This is a genomic window from Rugosimonospora acidiphila (assembly GCF_039543385.1).
Lineage (GTDB): Bacteria > Actinomycetota > Actinomycetes > Mycobacteriales > Micromonosporaceae > Rugosimonospora > Rugosimonospora acidiphila.
Map to the genome: position 1 here is coordinate 59,143 of NZ_BAABJQ010000040.1, position 12,436 is coordinate 71,578.

A 12,436-nucleotide genomic window follows, 5' to 3' on the forward strand; every position below is an offset into this window, starting at 1 on the left:
CGCACCGGCACGCGCCGCGCCGCTGGCGGCCACTGGCCGCAACGCAATCCGTTCCACGAGTCGAGGAGGAACCCGTGAAGGTCGAGATCGATCGCGAGTTGTGCCAGGGCCACGGGCAGTGCCAGGAGTCCGCCCCGGCCATCTTCGAGGTACGCGACGACGGCGTGGCCTACCTACTGGTCGACGAAATCCCGGCGGACCAGGAGGCCAACGTCCGCGACGCGGCCAACCGCTGCCCGGTCGACGCCATCCGGCTGACCGACTGATCCCGCGGCCCGTTGCCGCGCCAGCCCCGCGACCGGCGAACCCGGACCGGATGATTCGAGGAGAACCATGAGCCGACGCAAGACGTTCGAGATCCCGGGAGTCGACCACGGCGCGGCGCCGATCCCGATGGCCGCGCAGGTGGGTGCCTTCTTCCACTCCTCGGGCATCCCGCCGACCGATCCGGCGACGGGCAGCGTCCCGGAGGACGGGACGCGCCAGGTCGAGCTGGTCTTCGGCAACGCCGCGGCGCTGCTGAAGGTCGCCGGCCTCGGCCCCGCCGACGTCGTCTACTTCGACGTGTACCTGGCCGACGACACCCTGCGCGGCGAGGTGAACAAGTACTGGCTCGAGTGGTACCCGCAGGAGCACGACCGCCCCGCGCGGCACGTGACGGTCCGGCCGCTGCCGGGCAAGATGCTCGTCCAGCTCCAGGTGCAGGCGGTGGCCGACGGGCCGGCATGAACCGGCTCGCCAGCTCCCGGCGCAACCCATTGATGAGCAGCGACCCATCGACGCGCAGCGGCCCACCGACGAGCAACGACCCACCGACGAGCAACGACCCACCGACGACGCCTTCGTGAAAGGACGGTGAGACGACCCCATGGCCCGTATCGTTCTTGGCATCGGCTCGTCGCACACACCTCAGCTGAGCACCACTCCCGACTGGTGGGAGGACCACGCCCAGCGCGACCGGCGCAACCCGGAACTGCTCGGGCGCGACGGTGAACTGCACATCTTCGACGAACTGCTCGCCGAGAAGTCCTGGAACATCGACCCCTCGCGGCTCACCCCGCAGGTGTGGGCGGACCTGCACGGCCGCGCACAGACGGCGATCTCCGAACTGGGCAGGGTGCTGGCGGAGGTCGACCCGGACGTCCTCCTGGTCATCGGCGACGACCAGGAGGAGCTGTTCCTGGACGACGGGACCCCGACCTTTGCGATCTACTGGGGCGACACCATTGACGACTTCGCTCCGGACGAGCACAAGCAGGAGGCGATGCCGGCCGGGCTGCGCGCCGCGCTGTGGGCGGCACACAACGACACCCGGGAGAGCTACCCGGTGCCGAGCAAGCTGGGCCTGCACCTCATCGAGTCGCTGATGACCGAGGAGTTCGACGTCGCCCAGCTCCGCACCCAGCGGGAGGGGCGCAGCGTCGGGCACGCCTTCACCTTCGCCCGTCGCCGGCTGATGGGCGACCGGGTGATCCCGCTGCTGCCGCTGCTCATCAACACCTACTATCCGCCCAACCAACCCTCGCCGCGCCGCTGCTACCTGCTGGGCCGGGCGCTGCGCCGGGCCGTCGAGAACTTCCCCGAGGACATCACGGTGGCGGTCGTCGCCTCCGGCGGGCTGTCGCATTTCGTCGTTGATGAACAGCTCGACCGGCGGGTACTCGACGGGCTGCGCAACCGCGACTTCGAGTCGCTGTCCACCATCCCGCGCCGCTACATGCGCTCCGGCACCTCGGAGAGCCTGAACTGGATAGCGGCCGGCGGCGCGCTGGAGGGCCTGACCATGAACCTGGTCGACTACGTGCCGGCCTACCGCTCGACCGCCGGCACCGGGGTGGGGATGGCCTTCGCCGTCTGGCGCTGACCCCCGCGACGACAAACCCCGCAAAACACGAACGCCGGGGCGGCCCGATCACCGGCCGCCCCGGGATACCGGTGCGCCTGCGCCAAGGAGGAGTTGGGATGGGCAGAAACCGTTGGCGGGTCGGTGTGGACGTCGGCGGCACGTTCACGGACGTCGCCGTGCTCGACCGGGACACCAGCCGGGTCGAGATCCTCAAGGTCCCGACCACGCCGGCCGATCCGTCCATCGGGGTGCTCAACGGGATGGCGCGCGCCAGCGAGGTCATCGAGGGCTTCGAGGTGGCGGACGTGGCCGACTTCCTGCACGGCACCACCATCACCACGAACGCGCTGATCCAGCGGACGTTCCGGCCGTGCGCGCTGCTGGTGACCGAGGGCATGCGCGGCAGCGTGTCGGTGCAGGATCAGCGCCGGGTCGGCAACACCTACGACCTGCGCTCCGGCCACCCGGACAGCCTGGTGGCCGACGACCACGTGTTCGAGGTACCGGGCCGGATCGGTGCCGACGCGAAGATAGTCCGGGACCTCGACCGGGGTGCCGTGATCGGCATCGCCCGCCGGCTGCGTGAGCTCGACGTGCGTTCGGTGGCGGTGTGCCTGATGTTCTCGTTCGCCAACCCGGTCCACGAGCAGCAGGTGCGGGAGATTCTGTCCGCGGAACTGCCCGGCGTGCGGGTGAGCCTGTCCAGCGAGGTGCTGCCGCGGATCCGGGAGTGGCCGCGCATCTCCACCATGCTGCTGGGCGCGAGCCTGGAGCCGCTGCTCATCGACTACATCAGCGCGCTGGCGACCGGTCTGGTCGAGCGCGGCCTGGCGTACGAGCGGCTGTTCCTGATGGAGTCCAACGGCGGGCTGATGCCGTTCTCGGCGGTGATGGCCGGCGGCCGCGCGGTACACACCCTGCTGTCCGGGCCGGCCGCGGGCGTGCAGGCGGCCATCAGCATCGCGCGGGCGGCCGGTCGCCGCGACCTGCTCACCGTGGACGTCGGCGGAACCAGCGCCGACATCGCGTTCGTGCGCGACGGCGAGGCGCTGGAGGTGACCGAGGGCGAGCTGGTCGGCCACCAGATCTACGTGCCGATGCTCGACCTCATGACGATCGGCGCCGGGGGCGGCACCCTGTCCCAGGCGACGCCGACCGGGCGCCTGCTGGTCGGGCCCAACAGCGCGGGCGCCGACCCGGGTCCCGCCTGCTACGGCCGGGGCGGCCAGGTGCCCACCACCACCGACGCCGACCTGGTGCTCGGACTGCTCGACCCCGACTACTACCTCGGCGGCCAGATGACCGTCGAGGCGGATCTGGCCACCGAGGCGATCACCAAGCACGTCGCCGAGCCGCTGGGCCTCGACCCGCGGGCCGCCGCCGAGGCCACCCTGCAGCTCAACGAGGTGCACATGGCCGACGCCATCAAGGTGTTCGCCGCGAAGCGCGGCGTGGACCTGGGCGACGCCACCCTGGTGGCCTGCGGTGGGGCCGGTTCGCTGCACGCCTGCGGGGTGGCCGCAGAGCTGGGGGTGCGGCAGGTGCTGGTGCCTCCGTTCCCCGGCGCGTTCTCGGCGGTCGGCCTGCTGACCACCGACGTCATCCAGGACTTCGTGCAGACCGACATCACCAGGCTGCGCGAGGGGGCCCAGCCGGCGATCCTCGCCCAGTTCGACGCGCTGCGGGAGCGAGCCGTGCGCTCGCTGGTCGAGCAGGGCTTCGCCCGCGACGAGATCGTCTGCCACCGCGAGGTGGACGCCCGGTACTCCGGTCAGGGCTTCGAGCTGCGGCTGCGGCTGGCCGACGTGGCGGACCAGGCCGACCTGCCCGCCGCGCTGACCGAATTGTTCCACGCGGAGCACGCCCGCATCTACGGTCACGCCGCCGAGTCCGAGCTGGTCGAGGTCGTCAGCTACCGGATCCGGGCGGTGGTCGAACTGCCCACGTACGAGCTGGCCGTGCTGCCCGACGGCGCGGTCGTCGACGAGCCGCCCCGGCCGCCCCGACGGGTCTATCACCGCGGCGGCTGGACCGAGGCGGCGGTGGTGCGCCGCGCCACGCTCGCGCCCGGCACCGAGCGGCGCGGCCCGGTCCTCATCGAACAGCCGGACACCACCGCGTTCGCCCCGCCCGGCTGGGTGGTGCGCATCGACGCGTACGGCAACCTGCTCATCAGCGATGAAGGGACGCAGCGATGACCACGGCAACGGTGCTCGCCGCGGAGCTGACCCGCAGCCGGCTATCCGCGACCATCGGCGAACTGACCCAGCTGCTCTACCGGTCCGCATACTCCACGCTGATGCGCGAGTCGCGCGACTGCAGCATTTCTCTGCTGTCCGAGAAGGGTGAGGTGCTGGTCGACCGGCCCGGGCCGTTCCACGGGTCGAGCTACAACTACCTCATCAGGCGGGTCATCGAGCGCTACGACGACCTGGCCCCGGGCGACGTCTTCATGACCAACCACCCGTACGACGCGGGCGTGCCGCACACCCCGGACCTCGCCGTCGTGGTGCCGGCCTTCGCGGGCGACACCCTGGTCGGGTTCAGCGCGTCGATCGCGCACAAGTCCGACTTCGGCGGCTCGGTCATCGGCAGCGCGTCGATGGACGCCACCCAGCTGTACCAGGAGGGCCTGCTGCTGCCGGTCACCCGGGTGGCGCGGGGCGCCGACGCGGAGCTCGACCCCGGCGTCATGGGCATCATCGCCGCGAACGTGCGCACCCCCGACCTGTTCTTCGGCGACATGCGCGCGCAGCTCGGGGTGACCCGGGTCGGCGCCGCGCGGCTGTCCGCCCTCGCCGAGCGCACCGGCGTGCGGGTCCTGCGCGACTGCTTCGCCATGCTGCTCGACCAGGGCGAACGCGCGCTGCGCGACGCGATTTCGAGCTGGCCGGACGGCGAGGCGACGGTCACCGGCTACCTCGACAGCGACGGCATCCGCGACCGGCCGGTAAGGATCACCGTGACCGCCCGGATCCAGGGCGACGGCATGGTCTTCGACCTGACCGAAAGCGACGACCAGACGCTCGGGCCGGTCAACATGACCAGGATGTACGGCGACTCCGCCGTGTTCTACGCGGTGATCTCCTGCGCCGCTCCCGATTTCGGGTTCAATGACGGCATCCGCCGGGTGGTCACCATCGAGCGCCGGCCGGGCAGCCTGTTCGACCCGGGCCCGACCGCACCGGTCGGCGCGGCCACGTCCATGCAGCACCGGCTCGTCGACCTGTGCTTCGAGGCGCTCGGCGAGCTGGTACCCGGCGCCGGATCGGCGCACAGCGGCGGCAGCGGCGGCACGGTCGGCATCGAGTGGGCCTCCTCCGAGCAGCGCGGCCGCAGCTTCCAGTACGAGGTGCTGGGTACCGGGATGGGCGCGGTGCACGACAGCGACGGGGTCTCCGGCGTCACCGCCTACTACACCAACCTCGGCATCACCCCGGTGGAGGTGCTGGAGAGCCAGTACCCGGTGCGCATCAACCGGTTCGAGCTGGTCACCGACTCCGGCGGGGCCGGCCGCTATCGCGGCGGGCTCAGCTACCGGCGCGAGTACGAGGCGCTCGCGCCGGCGTCGGTGCGGCGTCGCTCGGAGCGGGGCAAGTTCCCGGCCCGGGGGGTGGCCGGCGGGCAGGACGGCTCGCTGGCCACGGTCAGCATCCGCCGCGCGGACGGCACCGTGGAGTCGTTGCCGGTGGCCGGCCGCTACGAACTGCACCCGCACGACCTGCTGACCATCGAGGGCTCCGGGGCCGGCGGGTACGGCGACCCGAAGACCCGGCCGGCCGAGCTGGTACTCGCCGACGTGCGCGCCGGGATCGTCAGCGTGCCGGCCGCGGCGCAAGCCTACGGCGTGGTGATCGATGAGCGCGTCGAACTCGACGAACAGGCCACCGAGTTGGCCCGGAGGGAGAGCCGATGAGCGGTCTGCCCGCCACGACCCGAGCGGCCGTGATGACCGGCAAGCGGCGCATGGAGGTGCGTGAGCTGCCGGTGCCCGTGGTGAACCCCGCCGACGGGCTGCTCCTGGTCGAGGCGGCCGGGGTCTGCGGGGCCGATGTCGGCTTCTACAACCAGGAGCTGAGCCCGCGCGTGCTCGGGCACGAGAACGTCGGGATAGTGGCCGCCGCGGGGCGGGTCGCGGCCGATCGCTGGGGCGTGAAGGAGGGCGACCGGGTCGCCATCGAGGAGTACCTGCCCTGCGGGCACTGCGACTTCTGCCGGTCCGGCGAGTACCGCTCGTGCCTGGAGTCGGACGCGTCGGCCAACCCGGACGCGCTGCGCTTCGGCAGCACCCCGCTGACCACGCCACCGGCGCTGTGGGGCGGCTACAGCCAGTACCTGTACCTGCACCCGCGTAGCGTGCTGCACCCGTTGCCGGCGAGCATCCCGGCGGTGCAGGGCTCGCTGGCGCTGCCGATCGGCAACGGGTACCAGTGGACCTACCTGGACGCCGGCGTCGGGCCGGGCGACACGGTGCTCATCTTCGGCCCGGGCCAGCAGGGGCTGGCCTGCGTCGTGGCGGCCCGCGAGGCGGGCGCCGGCCAGATCATCATCGTGGGCCTGGAGCGCGACGCGGCCCGGCTGGCGGTGGCCGCGAAGCTGGGTGCGCACCACACGCTGGTGGCCGGCGAGCAGCTGCCCGAGCGGGTACGCGCGATCGTCGGGCCGGCGGGTGTCGACGTCACCATCGACACGGCCGCCGGCAACGAACAGACGGTCGCCCACGCGCTCGACCTGACCCGCAAGCGCGGCCGGCTGGTGTTTCCGGCCAGCACGAGGCGGCCACTGGCCGGCGTCGACTTCTTCAAGATCACGCGTAAGCACCTGACGGTCAAGGGCGCCCGGGGGCACAGCTACGCGGCGGTCGAGTGGGCCATCGCGCTGATCGGCTCCCGCCGGTACCCGCTGGAGCTGATGTGCACGCTCGAGTGCGGGCTGGACGACGCCGACCGGGCGGTGCGCGGCACCGGCGGAGAGTTGGACGTCCCGGTCATCCACGCCGCGGTGGTGCCCGCCCCGAACTGACCCCGGCCGTCCCGGCCGGGCCTGCCTGTCCCCGACACCTTTGAGCAGCCAGAGGGAGCGTTTCGTGTCTGAGGAGTTGTTTCAGGAACCGACGGGAAATGTGCGCGCGGGGACCATGCGGGTCAACCGGATGCCCTCGGCGTACACCCGGTACATGGAGGGCGAGGGCATCCCGATCTACCGGGGCCCCGGCATCCACGACGTGCGCGAGCTGGACCTCAAGCCGTGGGACCGGATGGGCGTGGCCTCGGCGTTCATCGACCTCGACAACACCACCGACCTCATCGGCCTGCAGGTGATCGAGATCCCGCCGGGCAGGGCCACCATCCCGATGCGGCACACGTTCGAGGAGAAGTACTGGGTGGTCGAGGGGGAGGGCACGACCGAGCTGTCGATGCCCGACGGCTCGGGCCGGCAGCGTTTCGAGTGGCACAAGAACTCGCTGTTCGCCATCCCGCTCAACGCCCAGTTCCAGTTCGTCAACGCGCGGGCCACCCCGGCCCTGCTGCTGGCCGGCAACGCTGCCCCGCACATGATCAACTCGCTGGACGACCTGGACTTCGTGTTCGGCTGCGACTACCCGTTCCGGGGCCGGTACGACGGCTCCACGGAGTACTACAAGCCGAACACCGAGACGCTGCCGACGCCGGAGCTCGGCCGCGCCATGTGGCGCACCAACATCATCCCCGACATCGTCGACTGTGAACTGCCGCTGGACAACCAGCGCTCGCCGGGTTACCGGCGCATCGAGCCGAACATGGCCGGCGGATACTTCTGGTGCTTCATCGGGCAGCACGTGCCCGGCCGGTACTCCAAGGCGCACGCGCACCGCTCCGGCGCGGTCATCATGTGCCTGCGCGGCTCCGGGTACACCTTCAACTGGCCCAGCGAGCTCGGCCCGACCCCGTGGAAGGACGGCAGGGGCGAGGCGGTCGAGCGGGTGGACTACGTGCAGGGCGGCATCGTGGCCGCGGCGCCCGGTGGGGGCAACTGGTACCACCAGCACTTCGGCGCCAGCGGGGACGCCGAGCCGCTGCGCCAGCTGTTCTGGTACGGCGGGCCTCCCGGCACCCAGTACGCCGATTTCGGCCGCACCAACAAGACGAACACCTGGACCAACGCGGACATCGAGGAGGGCGGTCGCAGCATCAGCTACCGCACCGAGGATCCGTACGTCCGGCAGGAGTTCGAGCGGATGATCACCAGCAACGGTGGGAAATCCACCATGAACCCCGACCTGTACAAGTGACCCCGGCGGCGGACGGCGGGTGGCGACGATGAACCCCAGCGACATCAACATCGAGTCCGAGGAACGGGTCGAACTGCTCAGCGTCGGCGTCGACATCGGGTCGGCGACCTCGCACCTGGTCTTCTCGAAGATCACGGTGGAGAAGGTCGGCACCCGCTACGTGACGGTCGGCCGCGACGCGCTGTACGAGTCGCCCATCATCCTCACCCCGTACGACGGGCCGGACCTCATCGATCCGGCCGCGCTGTCGGCGTACGTCGACGCCCAGTTCGCCGCGGCGGGCCTGCGCCGCGACGAGGTGGACACCGGCGCGCTCATCCTCACCGGCGTCGCGCTGGACCGGGCCAACTCCCGCACCATCGGTGAGGTGTTCGCCCGCGAGGCGGGCAAGATGGTGGCGGTCAGCGCCGGCGACAACATGGAGTGCGTGCTCGCGGCGAAGGGCTCGGGGGCGCTGGAGCGCAGCGAGACCACCGACGGCGACCTGCTGCACATCGACATCGGCGGCGGCACCGCCAAGATGGTGCTGTGCCGGGGCGGCAAACCGCTGGCCCACCTCGCGGTGGACGTCGGCGCGCGACTGGTGGTCAGCGGCGACGACGGGGTGGTGGTGCGCCTGGAGGAGGCCGGCGGCAGGGCCGGCCGCGCCCTGGGCATCGACCTGGCGGTCGGCGCGCGGGTGGCGGAGGTGGACCGGACGCGGATCGCCGAGTATCTGGTCGACGAGCTGTTCGGCGCGGCCCGGATCACCGGCGACGGGTCCTCGGCGCTGCTGCGCGGCCAGCCGCTCCCGGAGTTCACCCCCTCGGCCGTGTCGTTCTCCGGCGGCGTCTCCGAGTACGTCTACGGGCGGCAGGAGCAGACCTTCGGCGACCTGGGACCGTTGCTCGCCCGGGCCATCCGCGACCGGTTGGCCGACGGCGACCTGGCGCTGGTCGAAAACGTCAACGCGGGAATCCGTGCCACGGTGCTGGGCGCGTCGCAGTACACGGTGCAGCTGTCCGGCAGCACCATCTACGTGTCGGACCCGGACGGCCTGCCGGTGCGCAACGTGCAGGTGGTGACGCCGCCGTTCGACCTGAGCGACCTGTCGGCGCAGGGGGTGGCCGAGGCGCTGCGCCGGTCCCTGGCGCAGTTCGACCTCATCGACACGAAGCAGCCGGTGGCGGTCTCCTACCTCTGGGACGGGCTGGCCACCTACGACCGCATCGACCAGTTCTGCCACGGGATCGCGATGGGCATCGCCGCGCGCACCCAGGACACCGACTCCGCGGTGGTGCTGGTCAGTGAGGACGACATCGGCCGGCTGATCGGCAGCCACCTGGCGACCGAGCGGCTGGACGGACGGCCGGTGGTCTCGGTGGACTGCGTGGAGACCACCGACTTCGCATTCATCGACGTCGGCCGGCCGGTGACCGGTTCCGCGTCGGTACCGGTGGTCATCAAGAGCCTGGTCTTCCCCTCAACCTCCGGCTGAGCCATGGAGCGGCTGACTGAAATCGGCGACGGCGAGGCGGACTCGCCGTACTACTGGCGCGACAACGTGGCCATCGTGTCGGTCGGGATCGACATCGGCTCGTCCACCTCCCACCTGAGCTTTTCCCGGCTCAAGCTCCGGCGGGAGCTGCTGGGGCTGTCGAGCCGGTTCGTGGTGGTCGAGCGGGTGTTGTTGTGGGCCTCGGACATCACGCTCACGCCGTACACGCGCGAGGGTGAGCTCATCGACGCCGCCGCGATCGGCGCGTTCGTCGCCGACTGCTACACGCACGCCGGGCTGGCGCGGACCGACGTCGACACCGGAGTGGTGATCCTGACCGGGCAGGCGCTCAAGCGGGAGAATTCCCGCGCCATCGCCGATGCCGTGTCCGCGCGGGCCGGCGACTTCGTCTGCGTCGCCGCCGGCGACCACTTCGAGGCGGTGCTGTCCGCGTACGGGTCGGGCGCGGTGGAGCTGTCGAAGCAGACCGGTGAAGGGGTGCTGTGCGTGGACATCGGCGGGGGTACCACCAAGTTCTCGCTCAGCCGCGCGGGTGAGGTCGTGCGCACCGGAATCCTGTCGGTCGGCGCGCGGCTGGTCTCCTGGGACGTGGAGCGCCGGGTGGTGACCGCGGTCGCCGGCGAGCTGGACGCGTGGTGGCCGGCGGCGCAGCGGCCCGTCGCCGGCAAGCCGATCGGCGCGGACCAGGAGCGGGCGCTGGCCGCCGCCGCGGTCGACGCGATCCTGGCCGCCGCGACCGGGCGGGTCGGCACGCTGGACCCAGCCGTGGTCATCCCGGGCTCCGACTTCCGGGAGATGGACGCCGCCCGGCTGGTCACCTTCTCCGGTGGCGTGGCCGAGTACGTCTTCGACCGCCAGGACGGCGACTTCGGCGACCTGGGCCGGGCCATCGGGCAGCGGGTACGCCAGCGGCTGGGCGCGGCGCTGCCCGGGGCGCGCCTGGCCGTCACCGGCGGCGGCATCCGCGCCACGGTGGCCGGCGCCTCGCAGTACTCGGTGCAGGTCAGTGGCAACACCGTGTCGGCGTCCGCCGCGGTCGACCTCCCGCTGCGCAACGTCCCCGTGCTGCACCCGCGAATCCCGGTGCGGACCACGAGCCCCGGAGACGTGGCGGGGGCGGTCATGGCCGAGCTGGAGCTGCGCGACGGCGACGCGGCCGGCGCGGTGGCCCTGTCGCTGCGGATCGGCGACCTGCCGGCCTACCCGAGGCTGCGCGCGCTGGCCGAGGGGGTGGCCACCGGGCTGGACCGGTTCGGCCTGGCGGCCGGGGCGCCCGTCGTGGTGCTCACCGACAAGGACGTCGGCCGGTCGATCGGCCGGATCCTGTTCGTCGAACTGGGGGTACGCCGACCGATCGTCTGCCTGGACAGCCTGGTGCTCGAGGAGCTGGACTTCGTCGACATCGGTCGGCAGCTGCTCCCCGCGGGTGTCTACCCCGTCGTGGTCAAGTCCCTGCTCTTCTCGCCGCGAGTGTCCACCGTCGCCGCCTGAGGCCCGGTCAGTTCCGTCGCGGCCTGAGGCCCGGCCAGTTTCGAGGATGTGATCAGTAGTGAGCACGACCAGCACCAACGAAGCCGTCCACACCCATGACCACGAGGACGACGACCTGCGGTTCGCGGTCGACCCATACCGCGACTGGGTCGAGGGGGAGGGCGTACCGCTGGCCGAGGGCTTCGCGGTGAACCTGATGGAGACTCCGGTGGCGCGGTGGGAGCGGTTCGGCGCCAACGGTTCGGTGGTCAACGTCGCGGGGCGCGGCGACCACCTCGACATGTGGCTGATCGAGGTGCCGCCGGCCAGTAACACCACGCCGGTACATCACCTGTTCGAGACGGTGGTCTACGTCATCTCGGGCCACGGCAGCACGGTCATCGAGGCGGGTGGGCGCACGCACAGCTTCGAGTGGGGACCGCACAGCATGTTCGCGATCCCGATGAACGCCACCTACCGGTACTTCAACGGCACCGGCGACGAGCCCGCACGCCTGGCGATGACCACGCAGTTCCCGCTGGTGATGAACATCTTCCGCAACGACGACTTCATCTTCGGCACCGGCTACGAGTTCACCGAGCGGTACGGCAGCGACGAGTCGTTCCAGGGCAAGGGCCGGATGGTGCACGACAAGACCTCGGACCTGTACAAGGACTTCTGGGAGACCAACTTCGTGCCCGACCTCAGCGAGTTCAGCGAGCTGACCCCGCTGGAGTGGCGCGGCAAAAAGAGCAAGTCCATCCTGTTCCTGCTCGCCAATGGTGCGCTGCACGCGCACTGCTCCGAGATCCCGGTCGGCCGGTACAAGCTGGCGCACCGGCACGTCGGCGGCACGCACATCTACCCGGTCAACGGGCCGGGCTATTCGCTGCTGTGGTACGAGGGCGACAAGGAGCGCATCCGGGTCGACTGGGACCACGGCTGGTCGTACTCGCCGCCGGACAACATGTACCACCAGCACTTCAACCTGGCCGGCATCCCGTCCCGGTACTTCGCCGTGAAGCTGGGCAGCCGCCGGTACCCGTTCAGTTCCCGGATGCGCGCGCAGTTCGAGGAGACGCCGACGTCGCTGAAGAACTCGCGGTACCAGATCAACGCTGAGCAGGAAGACCCGGCCATCAAGGAGCTCTACATCGAGGAGCTGGCCAAGCGCGGCATGACCATGACGGCGGTCTGACCGCACCTCTAGGGCCGCGGCCGGCGGGCACCAGCCGGCCGCGGCCCTCCTTCATGCCCGGCCGACGGCGCATCCCGCGCGGCCGGCATTTGTGCGTGTCCGGCCCTTCCTGCGCTCGTTCGCCCGGTCCGGCACCGGGAAACGGCGACGCCC

General features: G+C 71.2%; 10 protein-coding genes. All 10 read left to right on the plus strand.

Going from position 1 to position 12,436, the window contains the following annotated elements:
- The first annotated feature begins 74 nt into the window (after positions 1-74).
- On the plus strand, positions 75-266 hold the full coding sequence (locus ABEA87_RS38290; RefSeq protein ID WP_345638231.1) for a ferredoxin: 192 nt from the start codon (positions 75-77) through the stop codon (positions 264-266).
- 67 nt (positions 267-333) lie between these two features.
- Positions 334-729 (plus strand): RidA family protein, encoded by a 396-nt coding sequence (locus ABEA87_RS38295; RefSeq protein ID WP_345638232.1) that lies wholly within the window; start codon positions 334-336, stop codon positions 727-729.
- A 139-nt stretch (positions 730-868) separates the two neighbouring features.
- On the plus strand, positions 869-1,864 hold the full coding sequence (locus ABEA87_RS38300; RefSeq protein WP_345638234.1) for a DODA-type extradiol aromatic ring-opening family dioxygenase: 996 nt from the start codon (positions 869-871) through the stop codon (positions 1,862-1,864).
- Between the two features lie 98 nt (positions 1,865-1,962).
- Positions 1,963-4,044 (plus strand): hydantoinase/oxoprolinase family protein, encoded by a 2,082-nt coding sequence (locus tag ABEA87_RS38305; RefSeq protein WP_345638235.1) that lies wholly within the window; start codon positions 1,963-1,965, stop codon positions 4,042-4,044.
- Positions 4,041-5,762, plus strand: a complete 1,722-nt coding sequence (locus ABEA87_RS38310; protein ID WP_345638237.1) for a hydantoinase B/oxoprolinase family protein — start codon at positions 4,041-4,043, stop codon at positions 5,760-5,762. Before ABEA87_RS38305 ends, ABEA87_RS38310 begins: the two co-directional genes overlap by 4 nt.
- On the plus strand, positions 5,759-6,868 hold the full coding sequence (locus ABEA87_RS38315; protein ID WP_345638238.1) for a zinc-dependent alcohol dehydrogenase: 1,110 nt from the start codon (positions 5,759-5,761) through the stop codon (positions 6,866-6,868). Before ABEA87_RS38310 ends, ABEA87_RS38315 begins: the two co-directional genes overlap by 4 nt.
- Positions 6,869-6,932: 64 nt before the next feature.
- Positions 6,933-8,117: a cupin domain-containing protein gene (locus ABEA87_RS38320; RefSeq protein WP_345638239.1), complete on the plus strand. Its 1,185-nt coding sequence runs from the start codon at positions 6,933-6,935 to the stop codon at positions 8,115-8,117.
- Positions 8,118-8,145: 28 nt separating this feature from the next.
- Positions 8,146-9,594: an ethanolamine ammonia-lyase reactivating factor EutA gene (locus tag ABEA87_RS38325; protein ID WP_345638241.1), complete on the plus strand. Its 1,449-nt coding sequence runs from the start codon at positions 8,146-8,148 to the stop codon at positions 9,592-9,594.
- 3 nt (positions 9,595-9,597) lie between these two features.
- Complete coding sequence (locus ABEA87_RS38330; protein ID WP_345638243.1) at positions 9,598-11,106, plus strand: ethanolamine ammonia-lyase reactivating factor EutA; 1,509 nt, start codon at positions 9,598-9,600, stop codon at positions 11,104-11,106.
- A gap of 58 nt (positions 11,107-11,164) precedes the next feature.
- On the plus strand, positions 11,165-12,283 hold the full coding sequence (locus ABEA87_RS38335) for a cupin domain-containing protein (protein ID WP_345638244.1): 1,119 nt from the start codon (positions 11,165-11,167) through the stop codon (positions 12,281-12,283).
- Positions 12,284-12,436 lie beyond the last annotated feature (153 nt).